Origin of the sequence: Microbacterium sp. H83 (assembly GCF_001650405.1) — a bacterium.
Classification (GTDB): domain Bacteria; phylum Actinomycetota; class Actinomycetes; order Actinomycetales; family Microbacteriaceae; genus Microbacterium.
The window spans coordinates 15,294-39,021 of record NZ_LWCU01000045.1; the positions used below are offsets into that span (position 1 = coordinate 15,294).

Sequence of the window (23,728 nt, forward strand, 5' to 3'; positions counted from 1 at the left end):
CTTCTGGGAACGCAATTCCCCAACCGGGCCCCGTTCCGAGGGGCGGCGTCCGCGACCGCGAACAATGCCTCGTGTGAATAGAATCGTCACGGCGCGCTCGCGCCGCCACATCCGAATGGAGTCCTCCATGCTCGACCGCTCTCGTTCCGTCGTCGTCATCGGACAGGGGTATGTCGGGCTTCCGCTAGCAATGCGTGCCGTGGACGTCGGCTACGACGTGGTCGGCCTTGACCTGAACCGCGGGCGCGTCGACGCGCTCGCGGACGGCCGCTCCTTCGTGGAGGACATCGCGGATGCGACCGTGCGTGCTGCGCTGGACTCGGGACGATATCGCGCCACAGCGGACTACAACGCCGTCCGTGACTTCGGCGTCGCGGTCATCACGGTGCCCACACCCCTGAAGGAGACGCTTCCCGATCTCTCGTTCATCGAGTCTGCATCGGCTTCGCTCGCGCCGTTCGTGACCAAAGGCGCAATCGTAGTGCTCGAATCCACCACCTATCCGGGCACCACGGAGGAGCTCATGGTGCCACTGCTTGAACGGGGGTCGGGACTCAAGGCTGGCAGGGATTTCTTCGTGGGATACAGCCCCGAGCGCATTGATCCGGGGAACGCACGGTGGAACTTCGTGAACACGCCAAAGGTCGTGTCCGGCATCGACCCCGACTCTCTTGGACGCGTAGAGGCGTTTTACTCCTCGCTAGTAGAGCGCACGGTCCCGGTGTCTACTCCAAAAGAGGCCGAGCTCACCAAACTGCTCGAGAACACTTTCCGCCATGTCAACATCGCCCTCGTCAACGAGCTGGCTGTGTTCGCCGACGAGCTGGACGTGAACGTGTGGGAGTCGATCGACGCCGCCGCAACCAAGCCCTTCGGGTTCATGAAGTTCACACCTGGCCCAGGTGTCGGCGGCCACTGTCTCCCGGTCGATCCCAGTTACCTGTCATGGCAAGTGCGGCGCACGCTGGGCAAGAGTTTCCGCTTCGTCGAGCTCGCGAACGACGTCAACGACAACATGCCTGCCTACGTCGTGCAGCGCGTGATCGAGCTGCTCAACGTCGAGCGTAAGTCGCTCAACGGCTCAACGGTGCTGATCGCTGGCGTGGCCTATAAGAAGAACTCCGGCGATAGCCGCGAGTCGCCCGCGATTCGCATCATCCAGCTACTCGGCGGATATGGGGCGAAGGTGCTGGCCGCCGACCCCTACGCCCCGGAAGCGCAATGGCCGCATGGCGCCGAGCGGCGCGAGTTCTTCACTTCTCCCTCGCCGAGGCGCGCGGCGGTTTCGCCGTGCGGTACGTCCGGGTGCGCAGCATCCCGCGCCGAGGAGAATCGGCGAGCGGCACGATGTGGGGCAAGGCCGCACGCATCCCGCTGCCGCCCGCACGGCTGCGCGCCTTCGTCCGCGTCGCCCTCGCCGAGGTCTGGACCTGGTCGCTGCGGCCGGGTGCGCCGCTGCGCGCGGTCAGGCGCCCCGCCGACGCGCGGGAGCGATCCGGATCATGAGTCGGCCGGTGCGCACGACCCTGTTCTGGGCGGCCCTCGCGGTGATCATCGCGGCGAACATCGCCGTGGCCCTCCAGAGCCTTCTCGTGCTGCACTTCTGGGAGGACGAGGCCTTCAACCTCACCGTCCCGCTGAACCTGCTCGAGGGACTCGGCTACGCCAGCGACGGCGCTCTCTCGGGCTCGACCCTCACGCCGTTCGACCCCCGCATCTCGACGGGCCCGTCCGTGCTCCTCCCGGCGGCCGCGGTCATCGCCCTCGGCATCGACCCGGTGATCGGCGCCCGCCTCGTGCCGCTCCTGTACTGGGTGCTGCTCCTCGCCGGTCTGTGGATCCTCGGACGTCGCATCGGCGGACGCTGGGCCGGTCTGCTGGCGGTCGCCGTGCCGCTCGCCTTCGACGCGTCCGCGCTCCCCTCCCCCATCCAGGGACCCGCCGACCTCCTCGGGGAGATCCCGGCGGCGGCGCTCCTCGTGTGGGCGCTGGTCGTGCTGCCTCGACGCGCCTGGATCGCGGGTCTGCTGGTCGGGCTCGCCGTGCAGGCGAAGCTCATCGCGCTGCTCGCCCTGCCCGCCTTCGCCGTCGCCGTGTGGGCCCTCGCACCCGGAACCGGCCGTGCTCGGCTCGTCGCGACGCTGCGCCGCGGATGGCTGCCGCTCGTGCTCGCGGGAGTGCCGACGTTCCTGGTCGAGATCGCCGCGCTCGTCACGCTCGGTCCCGCCGCGTTCGTCGAGCACCTCCGGGACATCGCGCGCTTCATCCGCTCGGGCGGGCAGAACGAGGCACCCACGACGGTGCCGGAGAAGCTCGCCCGGTTCGTGGACTCGTGGCACGTCCCCGTCTGGGCCGTCCTCGTCGCCGCTCTCGTCGGAGGGGCGCTGATCGTGACCGCCCTGGTCCGCTCCCGCGGCATCGACCGCGACCGCCTCGCGCTGCTCCTCGCGGCATCCGTCGGCCTGGTCGCCTTCCTCGGGTGGTGGTCGACCGCCGCGCACACACCGCTCTGGGTCCGGCATCCTGCCCCCGGCGTCTTCGCCTTCGTGCCCGTGCTCGCGGCCTTCACCGTGTGGGCGGTGCAGGCGCTGCGGGCAGCCCGCGCCGACGAGGTCGCACCCCCGTCGCGCAGGGTCCGTGGCATCGCGGTGGCCGCCTCGCTCGCCGTCGCCGTCGTCGCGGGGAGCGCGGCATGGGGCGTGGTGCAGCACGGAGTGCTCGGCGTCTCGCCGGTGACCGTGGCGACTCTGCCGGCGCAGCAGGAGACCGTCGCGGAACTCGCGGAATGGGCCGATGAGGCCGATCCGGAGTGGTTGGCCGCGGAACCCTGGGGCTCCGCCGTGCCGATCATCGTGATGCTGGGAGCGCACGTCGGGCTCTACGACGCCCCGGCGATGGAAGACGTCACACGCCTCGGCTTCGCGTGCGACGAGCCCCTCGCCCAGAGCGGGCCGTTCATCGTCTGCGCCGCTCCGTAGCCGTCGATCGCGTCCGGTACGCTTCACCCGTGCGTCTCGGAGTGATCGACATCGGTTCCAACACCGTCCACATGCTCGCGGCCGACGTCCGCCCCGGCGGCCGCCCCCTCGCGACCACCAGCGATCGCACGGTGCTCCGGCTGATGCGGTATCTCACCGATGACGGAGCCATCTCCGACGAGGGCGTGCGCGCGCTCGAGGAGGCCGTCGTCCGAGCCCGACGGGTGGCGGAGTCGGAGCGGGTCGACGCGCTGCTCGCGACCGCGACCAGCGCGGTCCGCGACGCGACGAACGGCGCCGAGGTGATCGCGCGCGTGGAAACGGCGCTCGGCCAGCCGCTGCAGGTGCTCGACGGCGAGACCGAGGCCGAGCTGACCTTCTTGGCCGTGCGGCGCTGGTTCGGCTGGTCGGCCGGCCAGCTGCTGCTGCTCGACATCGGAGGCGGGTCGCTCGAGATCGCGGCCGGCGACGACGAGGTGCCGGATGCCGCCGCATCCGTCCCCCTGGGCGCGGGGCGGATGACCGTGCAGTTCCTGCCCCACGACCCTCCGGGAGAGGACGAGGTCGAGCGTCTGCGGGAGCACGCGACGACGACGCTCGCAGAGGTCCTGCCGAGATTCGCCGCGCTCCCCCGCCCCGACCACACGGTCGGCTCCTCCAAGGCGATCCGCTCTCTCGCCCGGCTGTCCGGCTACCCGGTCCCCGGGTGGTCCGGCATCCAGCGGATGGTGCTCCCGCGGGCGGCCCTCGGCTCGTGGATCCCGCGGCTCGCACGCATCCCGGCATCCGCTCGACAGGAGCTGCCCGGGATCACGGCGGATCGGACGTTCCAGATCGTCGCTGCCGCCGTGTCCCTGCACGCGGCGATGACGGCGCTCGAGATCGACGAGCTCGAGGTCTCACCGTGGGCGCTGCGCGAGGGCGTGCTCCTGCGCTACATCGAGCAGCTGGCGCAGCCCCGCGGCTGAGCGCACGACGCTCCCGCCGCTCCTCCGGTCGCCGCGGTATCGGGCGGCGATCGGGGGTGCGACGGGAGCGGTGGCGGTCGTCAGAGCGCGAGGCGCTCGCGGACGACGTCGACGAGGCGATCGGCGTACGCCTGGGCCGACTCGGCATCGGCGGCTTCGACCATGACGCGCACCAGCGGCTCGGTGCCGGACTTGCGCAGCAGCACGCGTCCGGTGTCCCCCAGCTCGGCGGTGACCGCGCGCACGGCGTCCTGCACGACCGGATCGGCGTCGACGGCGTCCTTGTCGACGTCCCGGACGTTGATCAGCACCTGCGGGTAGACGGTCATGACGCCGGCGAGCTCCGCGATGCTCTTGTTCTGACGAGCCATCTCGGCGACGAGGTGGAGTCCTGTCAGCAGGCCGTCGCCCGTGGTCGCGTACTCGCTCATGATGACGTGCCCGGACTGCTCGCCGCCGAGCGCGTATCGGCCCTCGTTCATGTCCTCGAGCACGTAGCGGTCGCCGACGGCCGTCTGCCGCACGGTGATCCCGTGCTCGCGCATGGCGACGTGCAGACCGAGGTTGCTCATGACCGTGGCGACGAGGGTGTCGTCGGTCAGGTGACCGCGCTCCTTCATCGAGACCGCGAGGATCGCCATGATCTGGTCGCCGTCGATGATGTTGCCCTCGGCGTCGACGGCGAGGCAGCGATCGGCGTCGCCGTCATGCGCGATCCCGATGTCAGCGCCGAGACGGACGACCGCCTCCGCGAGGTTGTCGAGGTGCGTCGACCCGACCCCGTCGTTGATGTTCCATCCGTCGGGGTCCGCGCCGATGACGGTCACGTCGGCACCGGCGTCGCGGAACGTCTCAGGAGACACTCCGGATGCCGCGCCGTGCGCGCAGTCCAGGACGACCTTGATGCCGTTGAGCCGGTTGGGCAGCGAGCCCAGCAGGTGCACGACGTAGCGGTCCTCGGCGTCCGCGAAGCGGATGACCCGCCCGACGCCCGCGCCGGTCGGACGCAGCTTCTCGCCCGCCATGGCGGCCTCGATGCGCTGCTCGACGACGTCAGGCAGCTTGACGCCGCCTCGCGCGAAGATCTTGATGCCGTTGTCGGCGGCCGGGTTGTGCGACGCGGAGATCATGACACCGAAGTCGGCGTCGCGATCGGCGACGAGGAACGCCAGAGCAGGCGTAGGGATGACCCCCGCCTCGAGCACGTCCACGCCCGAGGAGGCGAGTCCGGCGGCGACGGCCGCGGTCAGAAAGTGACCGGAGACCCGGGGGTCGCGAGCCACGACTGCGGTGAGGCGTTTGCCTTCGGCCTTGCGAGCCTCCGCAGTACGGCCCTGGCCCAGGACGACAGCAGTCGCCTGGGCCAGGGTGAGCGCCAGGTCGGCGGTGAGGATGCCGTTGGCAAGTCCTCGCACGCCGTCCGTGCCAAAGATCGGCATCGGAGCGGTGGACCTTAACGCTTGGAGTACTGAGGCGCCTTGCGGGCCTTCTTGAGTCCGGCCTTCTTGCGCTCCTTGACGCGAGCGTCGCGCGACAGGAAGCCGGCCTTCTTCAGGGTCGGACGGTTGTTCTCCTCGTCGATGCCGTTGAGGGCACGGGCGATGCCGAGACGCAGCGCGCCGGCCTGACCCGAGGGGCCACCACCGGAGATGCGCGCGATGACGTCGTAGCCGCCGGCGAGGTTGAGGACCGTGAACGGGTCGTTGATCAGCTGCTGGTGCAGCTTGTTCGGGAAGTAGTCCTCGAGCGTGCGGCCGTTGACCGTGATCGTTCCCGAGCCGGGGACGAGACGCACGCGGGCGATGGCCTGCTTGCGACGGCCGACAGCGGCACCCGGGACGCTGAGCACGGGGCGGGGAGCCGCCTCGACCGCGTCGGTCTCGGGAGTCGACGTCGAGAAGTTCTGGGGGGTTTCGGTGGTGTCCTGGATGTCAGCCACGAGTATGTCCTTAAGTCTGTACGGCGCTTACTGGGCGACCTGGTCGAGGGTGTACGGCTGGGGCTGCTGAGCGGCGTGCGGGTGCTCGGCACCGACGTACACCTTGAGCTTCGACAGCTGCTGACGGCCGAGGCTGTTCTTGGGGAGCATGCCACGGATGGCCTTCTCCACAGCGCGGACCGGGTTCTTCTCGAGGAGCTCGGCGTAGGTGACCGACTTGAGGCCGCCCGGGTAGCCCGAGTGGCGGTAGGCCAGCTTCTTCTGGAGCTTCTGACCCGTGAGCGCGACCTTGTCGGCGTTCACGATGATGACGAAGTCACCCGAGTCGATGTGGTTGGCGAAGGTGGGCTTGTGCTTGCCACGCAGGAGCGTAGCGGCGTGCGAGGCCAGGCGGCCGAGAACGACGTCGGTGGCGTCGATGACGACCCAGTCACGCTGGACCTCGCCGGCCTTCGGGGTGTAAGTGCGCGTCACGATAGTGCTGCTTTCTTGTGTCGAACGGAGAAGTTCGTGAATCCCACTCCGGGGTGGTTCTTCCCTACGGGGAGGAACACGCCAGTGGAGGGCTCACGTTCGCGGCACTCGGCAGTCGAGTACCAAAGAGACAGCTTACGTCATCCAGCGCCCGATCCCAAACCGGTCACGGGATCGCGACGCGCTCCCCTGGCGTCAGCATCCGCAGACGGTGATCCTGCCCCGCGTGCGCGAACATGCCCGCGAGGCGCTCCCTCGTCTCGGAGAAGTGGAACCAGCCCTCGGTGTGGACGGGGACGATGACGGCTCCGTCGAGCACCTCGGCCGCCTCGAGCGCGGTGCGCGCGTTGAGGGTGAGGTCGCTGTCGCCGAACCGTCCGACGTTCGCTGCGCCGGCGAAGAGGACGGCGATGTCGATGTGCGGGAAGCGCTCGGCGATGCCCCGCACCCGGTCGACCGACGCGTTGTCGCCGGACACGTACACGGTCGGCTCCCCCTCGGCCTCGAGCACGAAACCCGTCACCGTTCCGCTCAGCTCCTCCGCCCCCTCGGGACCGTGCAGCGCCGGCACCGCGGTGATCACCACGTCGCCGATGCGATGCTCCTGCCAGGGGTCGAGGCCGGTGATCGAGGGGATCCTCCCCGCGGACTCCGGAGTGCCGAGCACCACGGGCACGGAGGGCAGCAGCTCGCGCCCTGCGTCGTCGAGGTTGTCCGCGTGCTGGTCGTGGGAGAGGAGCACGACGTCGATCGATCCGAGGTCCTCGGGCGACACCGCCGGTCCGGTCAGCTTGTAGAGGGTCGCGCCGCCCGGATACTCGCCGGGCTCGTCGAAGGTGGGATCGGTGAGGATCGAGAGCCCGGCATAGGCGAGATGCAGCGTCGGCCCGCCGACGAGGAGGGCGGTGAGAGCGGTCATGACCTCAGTCTTCGGCATCCTGCCGCGCCGGTCCAGCCCCGTGGCACGACGCCGATCCCGGCGCCTCAGTCGAATCGCGTCGTGACCAGGATCGGGCGGTGGTCGCTCAGCCCCTGCGGCAGCGTCGTGACCCGCTGGATCTCGAAGCCCACGGACGTGGCGAAGTCGTAGTGACCGCGGAACACGCGGTACCGGGTGTACGTGTGATCGTCGCTCATCGTCAGCGCGTACCCGTGCTCACGGACGTTCTTGCCGAGGTTCTCCTTGAACACCGGGTAGTTGTAGTCGCCCACCATGAGCTGCGGGAGCCCTTCCCCCAGCGTCGCGAGCTCGGTGAGCGCCGCGCGGATCTGGTGGCGCCGCAGCGAGTTCAGCGCCGTCAGCGGCGCCGCGTGGAACGACGCCGCGATGAAGTCGCGCCCGGCGTCGATGTCGCGCAGCCGTGCCCCGAGCACGCGTTCGTGAGCGGGTTTGGCGATGCGATCGTGCAGCGACTTCTTCAGCCCGATGGTGCGGATGCCCTGCAGATGGAACTCGCTCGCGCGGTAGAACATCGCGAGCCCGAGCCGGTTGCTCTGCGTGGCGTCCGCGAGGATGAGGTCGCCGATGCGGTCGGGCAGGTCGGCGACGTCGCACTCCTGCAGGCACAGGATGTCGGGATCGTGCTCGTCGACGCGCTCGACGAGCTCGCTCGCGGCGCGATGCTTCTGGAGGTTGTACGAGATGACCTTCATGACCCCTCACACGCTACCCGCGCGATCCTCCTTCACCGCCACCCCTCACGGAATCCCCATCTTTTGCCCAGGCCGACCGCGTGGGCGCCTCGCGGGATCACCGGCGGCGCGCCCTGGCCGCTCGCGCACCGCGGGTCTGCGCTCCGGCCCTCACGACATCGCCCGGTGCCGCCGCCTCCCGGATCGCCTGCCGCTCCCGGCGACTGCGCGGCGCATCCGACCAGCCGACGACGACACCCAGCACGATCGCGCACGCCGACGCGAGCAGCACCGTCGGCGCGTCCATGTTCCGCCATTCCGCCCAGACGGCAGCCGTCCCGACGATGACGCCGCCCGCGCCGAGCGCAGACAGCCCGAGCTGCAGGCGCACCAGCGCACGGTTCTCGGTGAGCAGCGGGCGGATCCGCTCGGTGTCGACGCGACGAGACCCACCCGCGGCGGCCCAGCGCGCGAGCGCGATCTCGCGGGCGGACTGCAGGAGGACACCGCCGGTCCAGGCCACCGCGCTGACTCCCGCGCAGACGGCGATGGCGGCACCGCTGCCGAGACTCAGCACGTCGATGCCGTTCTCGATGGGCTCGTTCCAGTACACGGGATCGCAGGTGCGGCACTGCTGACGCAGGAAGACGGAGACCATGAACGCGCCGAGGGACACGAACGTCGCAGCCAGCAGCACGACCGCGACGCGGTCGAGGACGCGGGCGCTCGGGGTCGAGAGCCATCGCGGAAGCATGCCCTCGGGTGCCGTCCGACGACGGTCGGCATCGGCCGCGGTCGCCCGGATCGCGACCTGCGCCCACCGCCGGCGCAGCTCTCCGAGAAGGGCCGCCTCCTCCTCCTGTCGACCGACGGCGACGCGGCGGAGCACCTCCGCTCCGGCGGCCAGGGCCGCCATGACCGCGAGCACGATCCAGCTGATCGGGTCCTCGCGGAGGTCCTCCGTGAAGAGCACACCGAGCGCGAAGATCCCGCCGAGACCCGCCACCGTCCAGAACACGATGAGACCCGTGAGGCGCAGGTGCGACGACGGCGTCGCTGCGAGCTCGTCCCTGAGCACGTGCTGCGGAACGGCATCGGGATGCTCCGCCATCGCCACCTGCACGGCACGGAGGGCGGCCGTCCGCTCGGCGACGAGGACGAGCGGCACGCCGAGCGCGAGCACCGCACCCACGAGCAGGATGACCCCCATGCTCGAGCGGAACAGCGGATCGAGGTCGATCTGCCAGTACAGCGTCGACAGCGCCTCCTCCCCCACGATGCCGAGCACGACGATGCCCAGGAACGTGTAGAGCGTGCCGACGACGAGGCCCGTGCCGGTGTCGAGTGCCGCGCGCCAGAACGCCCATCCCGGCGTCAGCACCTCCCGGAAGGACGCCGACGTCATGCGTCGGTGCCCTCGCGGCGCGCGCGGGTCTGCTCGGCTCGGGTCGCCAGCAGGTCGTCGGCCGGGTATCCGACCTCCGTGAGCGTCAGCCCGCGCGCGGCGAGCACCTTGAACTCGCTCGTCCTCGTGAGGGCGTCGCGCAGCACCACCAGATCCTCCACGTCGAGACGCCCCTCACCCACCGCCGTGCACGCCCCGACCAGCGCGCGGACCATGCTGTGGCAGAAGGCGTCGGCCTTCACCTCGGCGACGAGCACGCCGTCGGCATCGCGTGACCAGCGGTAGTCGAGGAGCGTGCGGATGGTCGTCGCCTCCTCGCGCGGCTTGCAGTACGCCGCGAAGTCGTGGAGGCCGATGAGGGTGCGGGCCGCCGCATCCATGGCGTCGGCGTCGAGGCGTCCGCGATGCGCAGTGGTGTCGAGGCGCCGCAGCGGGTCGTAGCCGGCCGCCTCGTCGGCGAGCCGGTAGCGGTAGCGCCGCCACACTGCCGAGAAGCGCGCGTCGAAGCCCTCGGGGGCGAGGGACGTGCGGTGCACGGTCACGTCGGGGTAGGCCCCGAGCACGCCGCGCATGCGCCGGGCGATCGAGGCCGCGGGATCCTGCGGGGCGCGCCCCTGGCGCGACTCGATGCGCAACCACTGCGCGTCGTCGAGATCGACGTGCGCGACCTGACCCGAGGCGTGGACACCGGCATCCGTGCGTCCCGCGACGACGAGCTGCACGTCGGAGCCGACGATGCGCGCGAGTGCCCCCTCGAGCGTCCCCTGCACGGTGCGCAGCGTCGGCTGCTTCGCCCAGCCGCGGAAGTGGGTGCCGTCGTAGGCGATGTCGAGACGGATGCGCACGGGATCCACCCTAGGGCGTGCGTCGCCCCGTCCCCGGCCCGATCAGATGCCGCCGTCGATCGAGCGGATGACGTCGCCCGGCTCGTCCGGCACCATCACCTGCGTGTCGCGGTTGAGGCTCTCGCCGCGGAAGAACCGCTTCGACCGCGGGAACAGGTACCAGACGAACATCAGCACGAGTCCGAACGCGAGGGAGCCGATGCCGATCACGAAGGTGCCGCCGATGCCGAACAGCACGGTGTAGCCGTAGTCGACGTCCCACATGTCGATCGCCGACTGCACGAACGCTCCGGTCAGCATCAGGCCGCCCAGCAGGGGGAACAGCCCCTTGAAGAAGAAGTCCCGCGCCGAGCTCGTGAGGTCCTTGCGGAAGTACCAGACGCACGCGAAGCCGGTGATGGCGTAGTAGAACGCGATCGCGAGACCGAGCGACAGGATCGAGTCCTGCAGGATGTTGTCGCTGATGAGCGTCATGCCCACGTAGTAGGCGGATGCCACCACGCCCATGACGATCGTCGAGAACGACGGCGTCTTGTAGACCGGGTGGACGTCCTTGAACTTCGCAGGCAGCGCGCGGTACACGCCCATCGCGAGGGTGCCGCGCGCCGTCGGCAGGATCGTCGTCTGAGTCGACGAGACGGCGGAGATGATGACCGACACGACGAGCACCCAGCCGAACGGGCCGAGCAGGCCGTCCTTGATCGCGAGGAAGAAGTCGTCGGCGTTCGCCTCGTTGCCGAGCCCGGTGCCCTCCGAGCCGAGGCCGGCGTACATCATCGCGGCGATCGTGACGGCGACGTAGGTGAACAGCAGGATGACGGTGGTGAGCAGAGCAGCGCGGCCGGGGATGCGCTTCGGGTCCTTCGTCTCCTCGTTGAGCGCCAGGCACGTGTCCCATCCCCAGTAGATGAACAGGGCCAGCAGGATCGCCTCGGTGAAGCCCGACCAGTCCGTGAAGCCGAACGGGTTCAGCCACTCGAGGTCGAACGGCGTCGGATTCGGCGCGGTGCCGGCGAAGAACTGCCACAGCGCCGCGACCACGAAGATCGCGAGGGCGAGGTACTGGATGCCGAGCAGGATGTTCTGGATGCGCTCGCCGATCTCGACGCCGCGCCAGCTGACCCACGTCATCGCGGCGATGAAGATCACGGCGACCACGACGATCCGCCAGTCGTTGTTCTCCAGGTCGAAGCCGATCAGCGACCAGAAGTAGACGGAGGCGATCTGGGCGAGGTTCGCGAGGACGACCATGCCCGCGACCGCCACGCCCCAGCCGCCCATCCAGCCGACCCCCGGCCCGAAGGCCTTGGTGCCCCACGTGAACGTGGTGCCGCAGTCGGGCACCGCGTTGTTGAGCTCTCGGTATGCGAAGGCGATCAGCAGCATGGGGATGAACGCGATGATGAAGGCGATCGGAGCCTGCGCACCGACCGCGAGCACGACGAAGCCGAGAGTCGCGACGAGGGAGTACACGGGGGCGGTGGAGGCGAGCCCGATGACGGTGGATCCCCACAGTCCCAGGGAGCCGCTGGCGAGTCCCTTGCCGCCGGGACGTTCGAGATGGATGGGCGTCGTTGCTGCCATGTTCAGAACATACGGCTCGTGCGTATATCGCGTCAATCGTTTTGTGTTGCCGACTGATTACGATGGTGTTTCGCCGAACTGGCGACGGATTCCGTCGATCGGGCTAGCGATCGAGCATGCTGTCCGCGTGATCCGCGACCCACTCGACGAGGGGCAGCATCCTGGTCATCAGGTCGCGCCCGAGGGGCGTCAGGCTGTACTCCACGTGCGGGGGCACGGAGGGGAACGACTCCCGGTGCACGAGCCCGTCGTCGGCGAGCGTGCGCAGGGTCGACGCCAGCATCTTCTCGCTGATGCCCCCGACCTGCCGACGCAGCTCGCCCCAGCGCAGAGTCCCGTCGGACAGCGCGGCCAGCACGAGCACGCCCCACTTGCTCATGACGTGATCGAGGATCACCCGCGTGCTGCACCCCGGCTCGAAGACCTGGGGCGTGGACTCCTTGATCTGCGCGAAACTCACCACCATGTAGGTACCTTACCTGAAAGTGGGTACCCGACATCTGGAATGCGAGTCGCGGTGATCCTGGTTGTCCGAGGTGTCGTCAACGAAAGGACACTCCCATGACCACCCTCATCACCGGCGCGACCGGCAACCTCGGCCGCCTCGTCATCCAGAGCCTGCTCGAGCGGGGCGCGGAGCCCGGCTCGATCGTCGCGGGGGCGCGCGACCTCTCCAAGGCGAGCGATCTGGGAGTCCGCAGCGTCCGCGTCGACTACACCGACCCCGCCTCGCTCGCCGCAGCCCTCGTCGACGTCGACAGCGTCCTGCTGATCTCCGGCTCCGAGGTCGGACAGCGCGCCGCACAGCACCAGGCCGTGATCGACGCCGCGAAGGCCGCCGGGGTCACCAAGTTCGTCTACACCAGCGCGCCCAAGGCGACGACGAGCGATCTCGTCCTCGCCCCCGAGCACAAGGCGACCGAGGAGGCGATCGCGGCGGCAGGCCTTCCGGCCGTGATCCTGCGGAACAACTGGTACACGGAGAACTACGCGGCCGACGTCGCCCGCGGCGCCGAGACCGGCGTGCTGGCGGCGGGTGCCGGCGACGGCCGCGTCGCCTCGGCCAGTCGCAAGGACTTCGCCGAGGCCGCGGCGGTCGTGCTGCTCGAGGACGGCCACATCGGACAGGTCTACGAGCTCGGCGGAGACGTGGCCTGGACCTACGACGACCTCGCCGCGGCCATCGGCGAGGTCTCCGGCCGCGACGTCGACTACCGTCGCCTGACGGCGGACGAGCAGCTGGCCGCACTGCAGTCCGCGGGCCTGGACGAGGGCACGGCCGGCTTCGTGGTGGCGCTCGACGCGGGGATCGCCGCGGGCGCGCTCGCCGATACCGACGGCACTCTCGCGCGGCTCATCGGGCGCCCGACCACTCCTCTCGTGGAGGGGCTGCGCGCGATCGCGTGACGCTCGTCGAGGGGTCGCCCGTCATGCGGGCGGCCCCTCGTCGCGATGCGGTCAGGAGGATTCCCGCGCCTGGACGTGCGCGACGGTGAGCAGAAGCCGCTCCGCCCGCACGCCCGCGTCGGCCAGCACCCGCTCGACGGCGAGACGCACCTCGCCGAGCACGACCTGCGCCGGACGGGAGTCGTCGACGCCGACCGAGGCCTCGACGATCACCGACCCGTCGACCTCGGTCACGGCGACCACGGGGGCGGAGTCGGGGCGGATGCCGAGCGCTGTCGCGCCGGCATCCACCAGGTTCCCGACGAGCGAGCCGGGCCGGTACACCGCCCGCACCCCGCTCGTCCCGAGGACGACGTCCTCCACGCGCCGCGCGAGATCCGCATCCGTCATCGTTCCCTCTCCGTCCATGTCTCGATCCGCTGGATGTCGCGCACGGTGATGTCGATCGCCGCGACGGACAGGTCGGTGTGCCGCCCGACGCGCGCGGCGACCTCCGCCCGCAGTCGGTCGACGGCAGCGGGGATCGCCGTCCCGTACAGCGCGCTGACCTCGAGCGTGATCGTGATCGGCGCACCGACGACATCGGCGTCGCCGTCGAGCACGCAGCGTCCGACGAGCAGTCCGGCCACGGCGTTCTCGGCCGACCTGACGAGCCCGCGCACCGCTCCCTCCGTGATCGCGAGGTCGGCTCCCGGAGCCTGCTCGGCGAAGGGGATCCGCCGCCCCGCCCGCGCGTCCAGGGCGATGCCGCCGAGGATGCGGTCGACCCAGCTCTCGTCGACCTCCGGCATGGCTGCGGCATCCGCGTCGATGAGCTGACCGCTCAGCCCCCTCAGCCGCTCCAGCGCGTCGAGGGCCAGCTGACATCCTGCGGACGCCTCGATCGAGGGGTCGACGGGCTGCCGACCGGCCTCCAGGTAGTCCGTGAGCTCGTCGAGCGTGTGGCCGTCGAGGTCGTCGGGCTCGAGCCCGAGCCGTCGCACCTCGTGCTGCTCCTGTTCCTCGGTCATCGCCACGCCTCCATCCGCACGATCATGTATTTCCTCGCCCGCGCGAGCAGACCGCGGGCGGTCGAGACCGAGATCCCGAGCTCATCGGCGATCTCGTCATAGGAATAGCCGCCCATCTCCCGCAGCACCCAGCATTCGCGCTGCGCGGCGGGGAGCTCCTGCAGCGCTGCCCCGAGCGCTTCGATGCCGGCACGGGCCTCCGCCACACGCTCCGGAGAGGAGCGCGGCGGGGCCGGCTCGTCGACGTCGTCGATGTCGACCGAGGGACGCAGCGCACGTATCCGGTCGACCGCCTTCCTGCTGACGATGCGCATGAGCCAGCTCTTGACCTTCGACGGATCGTCGAGCTCGGCGAAGCGCTGCCAGGCCGTCACGAAGGTCTCCTGCACGATGTCGTCGACCTCGGCCGAGGCGTTCAGCATCCGCTGGGTGTACGCGCGCATCATCGGCGTGTACCTCCGCACCAATACCGCGAAGGCGGCGACGTCGCCGTCCATCGCGCGGCCGGCCACGATGCGGTCATCGGCATGCTCGAGAGCGCTGCGGAAGCGATCCCCTGCCATCTGGCCTCCTCTTCGTCATCCATCGGTGGGTTCGGAGCCGAGCCGTCATCGGATCGGCGCCCCCCGCCGATCTCGCGCTCGGACGCCGGACCCGCACCGGGGTGCGCGGAGGGAGGGAGCGACCGCGCCCCCTCCCCCCGCAGCTCACTTCTTGAAGGCATCCTTGACGTTCTCGGCGGCGTCACGGACGTCGCCCTTCGCCTTCTCGGCCTTGCCCTCGGCGACCAGCTCGTCGTTCCCGGTGACCTTTCCGACGGTCTCCTTGGCGGTTCCGGCGATCTTCTCGGCCGCGGCCTTGATCTTGTCCTCAGCACTCATGGGTGTCTCCTTTCTTCGGTCGCCCCCGGCTCTCGGGAGCGAGGTCTTCGTCAACTCACCCGCGTGCGCGGGCGGAACGCATCGCGCCAGCTGCGATCGGACAGGTGCAGCACCACCGGCGTCCGCGCATCGAGCAGGCCGTCCCACACGTCCACCGCCTGCTCCGCCGCGGCGACGACGGCATCGAGCCGTGCGGTGGGCTGCACGCGCACCGAGAGCTCGAGCGCCCGTCGGCCCCTGATCATCCAGGCCGAGACCTGCGCCGACACGACATCAGGCCGAGCGCGGAGCGGCGCGCCGAGAACCGCATCGGCGACGCTCCGATCGACCGCGATGCGGCCGTCGGCACCGTCGGCGCTCCACACGTCGGCCGTGCGGCCTCCACCGCGGGTCGAGAGGAAGACGATCAGCAGCACGAGCACCACGACGACGACCGCCGCCGCGATGACCGCTGCGACCGGCACGACGCCGATGCCGGCGACATCGATCGTGGGCCGCGTCGCGATGCTCCAGACGTCCGTCATCGCGCGGGACAGTCCCGAGATCCAGTCGGCGCGGATGCCGTTCTGCACGGCGCCGATCACGAAGAGCGCCGCACCCGCGACGACCAGCACGACGGCGGCGATGAAGAGGACGATCCTGTTCGCGAAGCGATTCGTGGCGTTCATGCGATGACCCCCTCCGAGGCGATGATGACGCGCGAGCGGGCGTCGAGCCCGATGCGCGAGAGCGTGTCGTCGGAGGCGGATGCGACCGCTCCCTGATCGACGGCGGTACCGCTGATCGGTGTCACGCGGATCGTCGCGCCTCTGCGGGCGAGCGTGACGGCGATGTGCCGCCGGGCGATGCCGAGACGCCGCGCCACGGCATCCGCGATCGCGTCGGCCACGACGCCGTCGTCCACGAGCAGAGCCAGCCGGTCTCCCGTGCGCGCTCGCCGTGCCCGGCGCCCCGGCGACACGGCGAGGACGAGGAGGACCACGGCCACGAGCACCAGCAGGCCGCCGAGCACCATCGCCGCGGTGCCCGGCTGGAGCGACGCGAGCGCGGATTCCGTCGTCGCCGTCAGGCGATCGCGGAAGTCGGGATCGACCAGCCACCAGATCGCGGCGACGACCACGCCGAGGAGCAGGACCGAGAAGAGCGCGGCGACGACCGCAGCGGCGGGCGTCCGCGACGCATGCACCCCCCGGCGCAGCGCGCGGCGGTACAGCACCTGTTCGTCGGTCATCGCACTCGCCTCTCCGTCACTGTCCGCACCCCGGCGTATCGGATGTCCACCGCATCCACAGCGCGCCCGGAGAGATCGCGCATCCCCTCGACCAGCCGTCGCCGCAACTCCTCGCCGTCCTCGCGGACGGAGACGTCTCGCCCCGGAGTGAGCGCGAGGGGAACGGTCACCGAGACCCGCAGCCTGCCGCGCTCGTCGGCGAGCGCCACCGAGACGTCGTCGACGGGGACCCGCGCGGCATCGCGGGCGATGCCGGTGGCCATGTGCTGCAGAGCCTTCGCGCTGAGGGTCGTCGTCCCCACGACGACCCTCAGCTCCGGCTCTGCCACGAGCTGGTCCGTCATGATGACGAACGCCGCCCGCGGAACACGTCCGCGAGGGCGCGGACGTCGAGCCGGCCATCGATGATCCGGCCGACGGCCACTCCGACGAGCATCGCCAGGGCGACGAGCACGAACGCCCAGAAGCCGAAGGCGATCCAGGTGAGGGCCAGCACGGCGGCGACCGCCGCCCCGATCATCGAGCCGTTCACAGGACTCGAGCCTCCTGCTGCTCGTCCTCGTCGTCATCCGACGGGATGTGCACGTCGTTGACCGTCACGTTGACCTCGGCGACCTCCATGCCGACGAGCTCGACCATCGCACGCGCGATGGCGGCACGGACCTCGTCCGCGACCTTCTGCAGCGAGACGGGGTACTCCGCGACGATGGTCGCGTCGACGGCGACCTGCGTCTCGCCGACCTCGACGCTGATGCCCTGGGAGAGATCGGTCGTGTTGAGGGCGTCCCTGATCGCGCCGACCATGCGCGCCGCTCCGCCGCCGAGCGCGTAGACGCCGGGGACCTCGCGTGCGGCGATGCCCGCGATCTTCGCGACGACGCCGTCGCCGATCGTCGTCTTCCCCACCGTCGTCGCGCCGGTCGACGCCGTGACGACCTGAGCCTTGGGCTGGGTGCCACCAGTCACGTTTGCCATCTTGAGCTCCTTCATCCGAGTGTCCGCATCCGTCCGGGACACGGGCCGCAGTGCCGCGACACTCCTAAGACGGATCCCGGAGGGGAATCGTCACAGATCCGTCCGAGATTCCTCTGACCGGGCCTCTCAGTGCACTCCTAGGTAGAGAGTGCAGAATTGCACACTATGACCGACAGTGCAGATTCTCTGCGGGAGAAGCGCAAGCGCGAGACGACCCGGGCGTTGACCGAGACCGCGCGTCGCCTGACCACCGACCGCGGTTTCGCGGGCTTCACCGTCGAGGAGCTCTGCGCCGAGGTCGGGGTCTCCCGGCGCACGTTCTTCAACTACTTCGAGAGCAAGGAGAACGCGGTCTTCGGCTTCGCCGCGATCGACTCCCGCCAGGAGGCGCTGGAGGCGGAGTTCGCCGCCAGGGACGGCGCGCTGCTCGACGACTTCATCGACCTCACGATCGCGCGCTTCGAGCTCTTCAACCCGCTCGACGACGCGCCCGCGCTGTTCGCGATCATCGAGCAGGAACCGCGATTGCTCAAGGCGGCCTTCGCGCAGCTCGCAGAGAACGAACGCCGGGACATGGCGCTGATCGTGCAGCGCACCGGCGAGAGCGCGGATGCCGAGCTCCGCGCCGAGGTCATGGTCCACACCGTCGGCGCGCTGGTGCGCCTGAGCATGGACCAGCTGCTGCACCACCACTCGACCATCCCCTTCGCCGACCTCGTCAGCCGACGGCTCGACGTCGCCCGCTCCGTGTACGCACCATCACAGAAAGCCGACTGAATGTCCGCCACCGCCACCCGGGATGCGCCCTTCCTGCTCACGAAGCGCCGCATCTGGATCATCTTCAGCGCCCTCATCGCGGGCATGCTGCTCTCGAGCCTCGATCAGACCATCGTCTCGACCGCCATGCCGACGATCGTCGGTCAGCTCGGCGGCGTCGACCACCAGGTCTGGATCACCACCGCCTACCTGCTCGCCACGACGATCGTCATGCCCATCTACGGAAAGTTCGGCGACGTGCTCGGGCGCCGCAACCTCTTCCTCGTCGCGATCGCGCTGTTCACGCTGGCGTCGGTCGGATGCGCCTTCGCCACCGACTTCTGGATGTTCGTCACCTTCCGCGCCCTGCAGGGCCTCGGCGGCGGCGGTCTGATGATCCTGTCGCAGGCGATCATCGCCGACATCGTGCCCGCCAACGAACGCGGCAAGTACATGGGCCCCCTCGGCGCGGTCTTCGGACTCTCGGCGGTCGCGGGCCCCCTCCTCGGCGGGTTCTTCGTCGACCACATGACCTGGCAGTGGGCGTTCTACATCAACATCCCGGTCGGCATCGCCGCGTTCATCATCGCCCTCGTGGCGCTGAAACTCCCGAGCAAGAAGGCCGAGAAGCCGATCGACGTCCTGGGCGTCGTGTTCCTCTCCATCGCCACGACGTGCCTGATCTTCTTCACGGACTTCGGCGGCGACAAGGAGTTCGGATGGGACTCGCTCGCCACCTGGGCCTGGGGCGCGGGGCTGGTCGTCGCCGCGACCGCCTTCGTCATCACGGAGGCCAAGGTGCAGGACCCGATCATCCCGCTCAGCCTGTTCCGGAACCCCATCTTCATCAACGCCACGGCGATCGGCCTCGTGCTCGGCATCGGCATGTTCGCCGCGATCGGCTTCGTGCCGACCTTCCTGCAGATGTCGTCCGGCACCTCCGCCGCGGCATCGGGGCTGCTGATGATCCCGATGATGGTCGGCCTCATGGGGACGTCGATCTTCTCGGGAATCGCGATCTCCAAGACGGGGAAGTACAAGGTCTACCCGATCCTCGGCACGATCATCACGGGCCTGGCGATGGTGGCGTTCACGACACTGTCGGCATCCACCCCGATCTGGCTGATCTGCGTCTTCCTGTTCTTCTTCGGGGCGGGCCTCGGCCTCATCATGCAGGTGGTGGTGCTCGTCGTGCAGAACGCCGTGCCTGCGGGTGAGATCGGCACGGCGACGAGCACGAACAACTACTTCCGCGAGGTCGGTGCGTCACTCGGCACCGCGGTGTTCGGGACGATCTTCACCACGCGGCTGACCGAGAACCTGCTCGGCGTGTTCTCCGGAGCCGGGGCGTCGTCCGCAGACGCCTCGCAGGCCGCGTCGACCATCGACCCCGCGACCCTGAGCACGCTCCCCGACGAGGTGCGCGACGGCATCGTCGCGGCCTACGCGGACGCGCTCGCTCCGGTGTTCTGGTACCTGGTGCCGTTCATCGTCGTCGCGCTCGTGCTGTCGCTCTTCCTGAAGCAGATCCCGCTCTCCGATCAGGCGGGCCTCGTCGCCCGCGGCGAGGCGATCAGCGGCGAGGAGGCGGAGCGCCTGGAGGCCGAGCAGCGCGGCGTCGCGACCGCCGCGCCGGCATCCGAGGAGACCGCTCCGCCCGTCCGCTGACGTCTGCTCACGAAGGAAGGGCCCGCTCCTCAGTCCGAGGAGCGGGCCCTTCTGTCATCCGGAGACGTCAGGGGAGGTCGGCGACGTCGACCTCGTCGTCGTCACCGTCCGTGGCCTTCTGACCCTCACCCGGGGTGGCCGGGTCGATCTCCGGCTCGGAGTCGTTGGTCACGAAGTCGGCGTCGACGCCCGTGGCGTCGACCTCGGCTCCGTCGCTCGGTGGCTGCTGCGGATCTGACATGTTCGCTCCGATCGTCGATGGACAGGACGATCAGTCTCGCGGCCGCCGCCGCCGTCGGGCATCCCCTTGACAGGAACCCCTGCCGCGGCACGCGCAGCCCCGGATACGACAAAACCCCCGGAATCCCGGGGGTTTCATTATGTAGCAGGAGCGGGGCTTGAACCCGCGACCTCACGATTATGAGTCGTGCGCTCTGACCAGCTGAGCTACCCTGCCGCAACGCATCCGCATCGCAGATGCGAACACCGTGAGCCCCGAGTCAGGATTGAACTGACGACCCCTTCCTTACCATGGAAGTGCTCTGCCACTGAGCTATCGGGGCGCGCTGCCCCTCGCGGGGCAACCACACGAGAATACCATCTCCATGGCGTCCTCATGAAATCGAGCCGATCAGTACGAGTACCGACCTGCGTTCTCGCGGAGCCACGGCAGCGGGTCGATCTTGCTGCCGTTGATGATGAGCTCGAGATGCAGGTGAGCTCCGTACGAGCGGCCGGTGTTGCCGGTGCGGCCGATGATGTCGCCGACCTTGACGGTGTCGCCGGTCTTGACCTGGAGCGAGCCGTACTGCATGTGCGAGTAGTGGCTGGTGACGACCTGTCCGTCGATGACATGGTCGATGTACACGGTGACGCCGTACGCGCCGCCCTGCTCGGTCGCGATGCGCACCGTGCCGTCGGCGATCGCCTGGATCGGAGCGCCCTCGCCGGGCACGAAGTCGGTGCCCTCGTGCAGGCGCCCCCAGCGCATCCCGTATCCGGAGCTCATGTTCACGCCGACCTTGAAGGGCCACTGGATCGCAGCCTCGGGGTCGTTCGTGAAGATCTCGTCGGAGTAGTTGATGCCCTCTTCGGAGGCGACCTGGATCATCGACACGGTCGAGAAGCTGTCGGAGCGGGCGAGCGATTCGTTCTGCACGTCGGAGGACGTGACGAACGCCTGGATCTCGTCGTCATCATCGGAGGCGCCAGAGCCGGATGCGGCGACCAGCGACGACGATGACAGCGCCTGTCCGCCCTGGACGGCCGCGACGGCCTCGGCGGGCAGCGTCATGCCGACTGCGAGCAGGCCGGCGAGGCTCATCACACCGACGGTCGCGCCGACCGCGAGGAACCTGCGCACCGGCGGGCGACGACGCCCGACGTGCTGCGTGGCTTCCGCCGGGACGGCGCTCGGAGCGGCGTCGGCCTCGGGAGCCTGCGCGCTCTCGGCCTCGGGCGCCGCCGTGCGGAAGGCCCGCGCGGCGGATTCGAAGGCGTCGACCCGGGGCTCGTCGGCCGGCGCGTCAGCGGCAGGCGCGTCCGCGGCAGGCGCGTCCGTCTGGACGGTCGACTCGGAGACGATCGACGGCTCGGCGGCCGTCTCGACGGCGGCGCCGTCTTCAGCCGGCACGACGGCCTGGTGATCGGATGCGGCGGATGCGGCGGCGACGGCCGAGGCCGCGACGAAGATCTCTGCGGTGCTCAGTCGCTGGCGCGCGGCGCGGCGGGAGAGCGGGGCTTCGGAGACCTCGCGAGCGTCGTCGACGACGACATCCGCTGCTTCTGCCGCGATGGCCTGGACAGGCTCGGTGCGGGGGCGGCTGGAGCGGCGTGTGGGCGCAGCAGCAGCCGGGGAATTCTCGAAGGGCAAAACAGATTCTCTCGGGTTAAACGTCAAGCTCGGGGGCGCTTACAGCAGTCATCGTTCGGGCCGATGAAAGTAACGATCGGATAAACCCTAGCCTGCTCAGCCTGGGAATGCCATGAGCGGATCAGGGACTCGCCGTGAGCAGCGCGAGAAGTCGCCCGTGAACCTCGGTTCCTGCGGCGATGAGCATGGGTCTCAGCGACTCGGTGTCGACGAGACTCACCGCTCCCCCGGCCTCCGACACCAGCAGCGACCCCGCCGCGAAGTCCCAGGGCTTGAGGCCACGCTCGAAGTAGCCGTCGAGTCTGCCCGCCGCGACGTAGGCGAGATCGAGCGAGGCCGCGCCCGCTCGGCGCAGGTCACGAGCGATCGTCATGACGGTGCGCACCGTCGTCAGATCCCCGTCGTGCGTGGCCGGGTCATAGCCGAATCCGGTCGCCAGCAGAGCCCCTGCCGGAGTCTCGTCCGTGACCGCGAGGCGCTGATCTCCGAGCCACGCGCCGCCCCCGCGCACGGCGCGGAACAGCTCGTCGGTGGCCGGGGCGTACACGGCCCCCGCGAGCGCCTCCCATTCGCCGGGTGCCGCGACGCCGCGGACCGCAGCGATGCTGACCGCGTAGGACGGGATGCCGTACGCGTAGTTGACGGTGCCGTCGATCGGGTCGACGACCCAGGTGATGCCCGTCTCGCCGGGCTCCGGGTCGGTCTCCTCGCCCAGGAATCCGTCGCCCGGCCGCTCTTCGCGGAGCCGGGTGCGGATGAGCGCTTCGACCTCGCGGTCGGCGTCGGTCACGATGTCGGCCACCGACGACTTCGTCGCCGCCAGTCGCACGCCCTCGGCGCGTCGTGTGCGCGCCAGCGCTCCCGCCTCGCGCGCGATCCGCGCCGCGAGCTCTCCGAGTGCAGTCTCCACGGTCGCTACCTCCCCGATCACTGCGGCGGCAGCGGCGGAGCGGGCGGGTACGACTGCGGAGCAGGCGGCACAGGTGGCTGCGTCGGCTGCCCTGCCGGGGCGGCGGTGTGTGGAGCGGGCGGCGCGGGAACCGCGGTCGCAGGGTCCGGCGCGACCGGGAACGCGGGCGTCGGCGGCGCGGGGAACTGCGGAGTCGGGAAGGCCTGCACGGGCTGCGCCTCGCGCGGCTGCGCGGGGTACGGCGCCGTGGCGTACTCCTGGCCTGCCTGCTGCGGAAGCGCGAGCGGAGCCCCGTGCTGCGGCGCCGGAACCGACGGGTGCCCCGTGTAGTAGGCGTTCCAGTCGGGTGAGCCGTCGGGCAGCACCGGCAGCGGCGTGACGCCGTCGGCGTAGGTGGGCCACGCGGGGGCTCCGCTGACGCCGCCGTGCGCGTGCGCGGGCGCCGGCTTCTTCGGGGCGAACAGGGCGTTCAGCAGCGGGATGAGGGTCGTGCCGACCGCCGCGAGGATCGTGAGCGCCACCACGATGCGCCAGTACAGCTCGCCGTAGTCGAACGTGTGCGGGAACGTGAGGAAGAACACCAGCATGCCGACGAGCCCGCCGAGGAACACCAGTGTGGCGATGTAGATGACGCGCGTGAAGGTCGTCACGTGCCGCTGCGCCGCGGGAGTGAAGAGCCGCACGTGCAGCAGCGCGAGCTGGAGGATGCCGACCACCAGCAGCAGCTGGAAGAAGCGCTCGGCTCCCGAGAAGAAGGGGTCGTTGTCGGGCAGCCAGATCTTGACCGCCCCGACGAGCAGGGCGACGATCCAGCTCACCATGCTCGACAGCGCGAGCCAGTCGGGACGGTTCGGCGCGAGCCCCGCCTCGAGGATGGCGATCCCCGCGAATGCGGCGAGCAGGAGGATGGTCAGGAACGCTCGGCCGATCAGACCGTCCTGGTCGCCGATGAGCACCCAGACGACGCACACGAGCGCCGCCGCGATGAGGGCCCCGATGGCGATCCAGAGGGCACCTCTGATGAGGAGGGACAGATTCTTCTTCTCGACCAGAGCGGCGGGCTGCTGGGCGATCTCCGGCTGGGACATCGCATTCCTCTCGTTGAGCGGCATCGGGATCATCCTCGCATGCGGGACGCCGACGCCGTGGTCATGCGCGCCATCCGCACGGGACCGATGCCGCCGCGTGCGGG

At 69.9% G+C, this 23,728-nt stretch carries 28 protein-coding genes, 2 tRNA genes and 1 pseudogene; 7 read left to right on the forward strand and 24 right to left on the reverse strand.

Annotated elements, in window-relative coordinates; translation table 11 throughout:
• Positions 1-127: 127 nt before the first annotated feature.
• From A4X16_RS18350 to A4X16_RS14080, 4 genes and pseudogenes are all read left to right on the forward strand, one after another.
• Positions 128-1,177: pseudogene (locus A4X16_RS18350) on the forward strand (nucleotide sugar dehydrogenase); the annotation flags it as partial.
• Positions 1,178-1,221: 44 nt separating this feature from the next.
• Positions 1,222-1,506 (forward strand): hypothetical protein, encoded by a 285-nt coding sequence (locus A4X16_RS18355; RefSeq protein ID WP_067121562.1) that lies wholly within the window; start codon positions 1,222-1,224, stop codon positions 1,504-1,506.
• A complete protein-coding gene (locus tag A4X16_RS18360) occupies positions 1,503-2,978 on the forward strand; it encodes a hypothetical protein (protein ID WP_157560210.1) in 1,476 nt (491 codons plus the stop codon). Before A4X16_RS18355 ends, A4X16_RS18360 begins: the two co-directional genes overlap by 4 nt.
• 29 nt (positions 2,979-3,007) lie before the next feature.
• A complete protein-coding gene (locus A4X16_RS14080; RefSeq protein ID WP_067121564.1) occupies positions 3,008-3,946 on the forward strand; it encodes a Ppx/GppA phosphatase family protein in 939 nt (312 codons plus the stop codon).
• Positions 3,947-4,026: 80 nt separating this feature from the next.
• Here the strand turns inward: A4X16_RS14080 and glmM are convergent, their stop codons facing one another.
• The 9 genes from glmM to A4X16_RS14125 form a co-directional block, all read right to left on the reverse strand.
• Entirely contained in the window at positions 4,027-5,385 is a 1,359-nt protein-coding gene (glmM, locus tag A4X16_RS14085; protein ID WP_067121566.1) for a phosphoglucosamine mutase, read from the reverse strand.
• Positions 5,386-5,399: 14 nt separating this feature from the next.
• On the reverse strand, positions 5,400-5,885 hold the full coding sequence (rpsI, locus tag A4X16_RS14090) for a 30S ribosomal protein S9 (protein ID WP_067121568.1): 486 nt from the start codon (positions 5,883-5,885) through the stop codon (positions 5,400-5,402).
• Between the two features lie 27 nt (positions 5,886-5,912).
• The gene (gene rplM / locus A4X16_RS14095) at positions 5,913-6,359 is read right to left on the reverse strand and encodes a 50S ribosomal protein L13 (protein ID WP_067121576.1); all 447 of its coding nucleotides are present in this window, start codon (positions 6,357-6,359) and stop codon (positions 5,913-5,915) included.
• Between the two features lie 166 nt (positions 6,360-6,525).
• Entirely contained in the window at positions 6,526-7,278 is a 753-nt protein-coding gene (locus tag A4X16_RS14100; RefSeq protein WP_067121843.1) for an MBL fold metallo-hydrolase, read from the reverse strand.
• A gap of 65 nt (positions 7,279-7,343) precedes the next feature.
• A complete protein-coding gene (locus tag A4X16_RS14105) occupies positions 7,344-8,012 on the reverse strand; it encodes an endonuclease/exonuclease/phosphatase family protein (protein ID WP_067121578.1) in 669 nt (222 codons plus the stop codon).
• Positions 8,013-8,109: 97 nt separating this feature from the next.
• Positions 8,110-9,396 carry a hypothetical protein gene (locus A4X16_RS14110; RefSeq protein ID WP_067121579.1) on the reverse strand — a complete coding sequence of 429 codons (1,287 nt, stop codon included), beginning with the start codon at positions 9,394-9,396 and terminating at the stop codon, positions 8,110-8,112.
• A complete protein-coding gene (gene truA / locus A4X16_RS14115; RefSeq protein WP_067121581.1) occupies positions 9,393-10,241 on the reverse strand; it encodes a tRNA pseudouridine(38-40) synthase TruA in 849 nt (282 codons plus the stop codon). Before truA ends, A4X16_RS14110 begins: the two co-directional genes overlap by 4 nt.
• Before the next feature lie 42 nt (positions 10,242-10,283).
• Positions 10,284-11,825, reverse strand: coding sequence for an APC family permease (locus tag A4X16_RS14120; protein WP_067121584.1), 1,542 nt, complete (start codon positions 11,823-11,825; stop codon positions 10,284-10,286).
• A gap of 103 nt (positions 11,826-11,928) precedes the next feature.
• On the reverse strand, positions 11,929-12,291 hold the full coding sequence (locus A4X16_RS14125; protein ID WP_067121586.1) for a winged helix-turn-helix transcriptional regulator: 363 nt from the start codon (positions 12,289-12,291) through the stop codon (positions 11,929-11,931).
• Between the two features lie 95 nt (positions 12,292-12,386).
• On the opposite strand from A4X16_RS14125, the gene A4X16_RS14130 reads away from it, so the two are divergent.
• On the forward strand, positions 12,387-13,232 hold the full coding sequence (locus A4X16_RS14130; protein WP_067121587.1) for an SDR family oxidoreductase: 846 nt from the start codon (positions 12,387-12,389) through the stop codon (positions 13,230-13,232).
• Positions 13,233-13,283: 51 nt separating this feature from the next.
• Here A4X16_RS14130 and A4X16_RS14135 read toward each other — a convergent pair whose 3' ends face one another.
• The 9 genes from A4X16_RS14135 to A4X16_RS14175 all read right to left on the reverse strand — a co-directional run bounded on the left by A4X16_RS14135 (position 13,284) and on the right by A4X16_RS14175 (position 17,329).
• Positions 13,284-13,640 (reverse strand): hypothetical protein, encoded by a 357-nt coding sequence (locus A4X16_RS14135; RefSeq protein WP_082914471.1) that lies wholly within the window; start codon positions 13,638-13,640, stop codon positions 13,284-13,286.
• The gene (locus A4X16_RS14140) at positions 13,619-14,242 is read right to left on the reverse strand and encodes an Asp23/Gls24 family envelope stress response protein (RefSeq protein ID WP_067121846.1); all 624 of its coding nucleotides are present in this window, start codon (positions 14,240-14,242) and stop codon (positions 13,619-13,621) included. The genes A4X16_RS14135 and A4X16_RS14140 overlap by 22 nt, the downstream gene beginning before the upstream one ends.
• On the reverse strand, positions 14,239-14,805 hold the full coding sequence (locus A4X16_RS14145; RefSeq protein ID WP_067121588.1) for an RNA polymerase sigma factor: 567 nt from the start codon (positions 14,803-14,805) through the stop codon (positions 14,239-14,241). The genes A4X16_RS14140 and A4X16_RS14145 overlap by 4 nt, the downstream gene beginning before the upstream one ends.
• Positions 14,806-14,949: 144 nt before the next feature.
• Complete coding sequence (locus A4X16_RS14150) at positions 14,950-15,123, reverse strand: CsbD family protein (protein ID WP_067121589.1); 174 nt, start codon at positions 15,121-15,123, stop codon at positions 14,950-14,952.
• 50 nt (positions 15,124-15,173) lie between these two features.
• Positions 15,174-15,791, reverse strand: a complete 618-nt coding sequence (locus tag A4X16_RS14155; RefSeq protein WP_067121590.1) for a hypothetical protein — start codon at positions 15,789-15,791, stop codon at positions 15,174-15,176.
• Positions 15,788-16,354 (reverse strand): hypothetical protein, encoded by a 567-nt coding sequence (locus A4X16_RS14160; protein ID WP_067121591.1) that lies wholly within the window; start codon positions 16,352-16,354, stop codon positions 15,788-15,790. Before A4X16_RS14160 ends, A4X16_RS14155 begins: the two co-directional genes overlap by 4 nt.
• Positions 16,351-16,698 carry a hypothetical protein gene (locus A4X16_RS14165; protein WP_067121592.1) on the reverse strand — a complete coding sequence of 116 codons (348 nt, stop codon included), beginning with the start codon at positions 16,696-16,698 and terminating at the stop codon, positions 16,351-16,353. Before A4X16_RS14165 ends, A4X16_RS14160 begins: the two co-directional genes overlap by 4 nt.
• Positions 16,695-16,886: a DUF2273 domain-containing protein gene (locus A4X16_RS14170; RefSeq protein WP_067121594.1), complete on the reverse strand. Its 192-nt coding sequence runs from the start codon at positions 16,884-16,886 to the stop codon at positions 16,695-16,697. Before A4X16_RS14170 ends, A4X16_RS14165 begins: the two co-directional genes overlap by 4 nt.
• Entirely contained in the window at positions 16,883-17,329 is a 447-nt protein-coding gene (locus A4X16_RS14175) for an Asp23/Gls24 family envelope stress response protein (protein ID WP_067121852.1), read from the reverse strand. The genes A4X16_RS14170 and A4X16_RS14175 overlap by 4 nt, the downstream gene beginning before the upstream one ends.
• A 165-nt stretch (positions 17,330-17,494) precedes the next feature.
• Here A4X16_RS14175 and A4X16_RS14180 point away from each other — a divergent pair, with 165 nt between their 5' ends.
• The gene (locus tag A4X16_RS14180) at positions 17,495-18,106 is read left to right on the forward strand and encodes a TetR/AcrR family transcriptional regulator (RefSeq protein WP_067121596.1); all 612 of its coding nucleotides are present in this window, start codon (positions 17,495-17,497) and stop codon (positions 18,104-18,106) included.
• Complete coding sequence (locus A4X16_RS14185) at positions 18,107-19,753, forward strand: MDR family MFS transporter (RefSeq protein WP_067121598.1); 1,647 nt, start codon at positions 18,107-18,109, stop codon at positions 19,751-19,753.
• Between the two features lie 67 nt (positions 19,754-19,820).
• On the opposite strand, the gene A4X16_RS17895 is transcribed toward A4X16_RS14185, so the two are convergent.
• The 6 genes from A4X16_RS17895 to A4X16_RS18145 all read right to left on the reverse strand — a co-directional run bounded on the left by A4X16_RS17895 (position 19,821) and on the right by A4X16_RS18145 (position 23,648).
• Positions 19,821-19,994, reverse strand: a complete 174-nt coding sequence (locus A4X16_RS17895) for a hypothetical protein (protein ID WP_157560212.1) — start codon at positions 19,992-19,994, stop codon at positions 19,821-19,823.
• Positions 19,995-20,136: 142 nt separating this feature from the next.
• A tRNA-Met gene (locus A4X16_RS14190) sits at positions 20,137-20,210 on the reverse strand.
• A 34-nt stretch (positions 20,211-20,244) separates the two neighbouring features.
• Positions 20,245-20,316, reverse strand: a tRNA-Thr gene (locus A4X16_RS14195).
• Positions 20,317-20,384: 68 nt separating this feature from the next.
• A complete protein-coding gene (locus A4X16_RS14200; protein WP_067121600.1) occupies positions 20,385-21,626 on the reverse strand; it encodes a M23 family metallopeptidase in 1,242 nt (413 codons plus the stop codon).
• A 121-nt stretch (positions 21,627-21,747) separates the two neighbouring features.
• Complete coding sequence (locus A4X16_RS14205; RefSeq protein ID WP_067121602.1) at positions 21,748-22,536, reverse strand: inositol monophosphatase family protein; 789 nt, start codon at positions 22,534-22,536, stop codon at positions 21,748-21,750.
• A 17-nt stretch (positions 22,537-22,553) separates the two neighbouring features.
• Positions 22,554-23,648 (reverse strand): hypothetical protein, encoded by a 1,095-nt coding sequence (locus tag A4X16_RS18145; RefSeq protein ID WP_067121604.1) that lies wholly within the window; start codon positions 23,646-23,648, stop codon positions 22,554-22,556.
• Between the last annotated feature and the right edge of the window lie 80 nt (positions 23,649-23,728).

What these genes read in the sequence shown, in the direction of transcription:
- A4X16_RS14140 (WP_067121846.1), bottom strand. Translation starts at nt 14,242, where the DNA reads ATGACCGAGGAACAGGAGCAGCACGAGGTGCGACGGCTCGGGCTCGAG.
- A4X16_RS14105 (WP_067121578.1), bottom strand. Translation starts at nt 8,012, where the DNA reads ATGAAGGTCATCTCGTACAACCTCCAGAAGCATCGCGCCGCGAGCGAG.
- A4X16_RS18355 (WP_067121562.1), top strand. Translation starts at nt 1,222, where the DNA reads ATGGCCGCATGGCGCCGAGCGGCGCGAGTTCTTCACTTCTCCCTCGCC.
- A4X16_RS14135 (WP_082914471.1), bottom strand. Translation starts at nt 13,640, where the DNA reads ATGGACGGAGAGGGAACGATGACGGATGCGGATCTCGCGCGGCGCGTG.
- A4X16_RS14100 (WP_067121843.1), bottom strand. Translation starts at nt 7,278, where the DNA reads ATGACCGCTCTCACCGCCCTCCTCGTCGGCGGGCCGACGCTGCATCTC.
- A4X16_RS14175 (WP_067121852.1), bottom strand. Translation starts at nt 17,329, where the DNA reads ATGGCAAACGTGACTGGTGGCACCCAGCCCAAGGCTCAGGTCGTCACG.
- A4X16_RS18145 (WP_067121604.1), bottom strand. Translation starts at nt 23,648, where the DNA reads ATGCCGCTCAACGAGAGGAATGCGATGTCCCAGCCGGAGATCGCCCAG.
- A4X16_RS14155 (WP_067121590.1), bottom strand. Translation starts at nt 15,791, where the DNA reads ATGAACGCCACGAATCGCTTCGCGAACAGGATCGTCCTCTTCATCGCC.
- A4X16_RS14145 (WP_067121588.1), bottom strand. Translation starts at nt 14,805, where the DNA reads ATGGCAGGGGATCGCTTCCGCAGCGCTCTCGAGCATGCCGATGACCGC.
- A4X16_RS18360 (WP_157560210.1), top strand. Translation starts at nt 1,503, where the DNA reads ATGAGTCGGCCGGTGCGCACGACCCTGTTCTGGGCGGCCCTCGCGGTG.
- A4X16_RS14180 (WP_067121596.1), top strand. Translation starts at nt 17,495, where the DNA reads ATGACCGACAGTGCAGATTCTCTGCGGGAGAAGCGCAAGCGCGAGACG.
- A4X16_RS14120 (WP_067121584.1), bottom strand. Translation starts at nt 11,825, where the DNA reads ATGGCAGCAACGACGCCCATCCATCTCGAACGTCCCGGCGGCAAGGGA.
- A4X16_RS17895 (WP_157560212.1), bottom strand. Translation starts at nt 19,994, where the DNA reads ATGTCAGATCCGCAGCAGCCACCGAGCGACGGAGCCGAGGTCGACGCC.
- A4X16_RS14150 (WP_067121589.1), bottom strand. Translation starts at nt 15,123, where the DNA reads ATGAGTGCTGAGGACAAGATCAAGGCCGCGGCCGAGAAGATCGCCGGA.
- A4X16_RS14165 (WP_067121592.1), bottom strand. Translation starts at nt 16,698, where the DNA reads ATGACGGACCAGCTCGTGGCAGAGCCGGAGCTGAGGGTCGTCGTGGGG.
- A4X16_RS14130 (WP_067121587.1), top strand. Translation starts at nt 12,387, where the DNA reads ATGACCACCCTCATCACCGGCGCGACCGGCAACCTCGGCCGCCTCGTC.
- A4X16_RS14160 (WP_067121591.1), bottom strand. Translation starts at nt 16,354, where the DNA reads ATGACCGACGAACAGGTGCTGTACCGCCGCGCGCTGCGCCGGGGGGTG.
- A4X16_RS14185 (WP_067121598.1), top strand. Translation starts at nt 18,107, where the DNA reads ATGTCCGCCACCGCCACCCGGGATGCGCCCTTCCTGCTCACGAAGCGC.
- glmM (WP_067121566.1), bottom strand. Translation starts at nt 5,385, where the DNA reads ATGCCGATCTTTGGCACGGACGGCGTGCGAGGACTTGCCAACGGCATC.
- A4X16_RS14110 (WP_067121579.1), bottom strand. Translation starts at nt 9,396, where the DNA reads ATGACGTCGGCGTCCTTCCGGGAGGTGCTGACGCCGGGATGGGCGTTC.
- A4X16_RS14125 (WP_067121586.1), bottom strand. Translation starts at nt 12,291, where the DNA reads ATGGTGGTGAGTTTCGCGCAGATCAAGGAGTCCACGCCCCAGGTCTTC.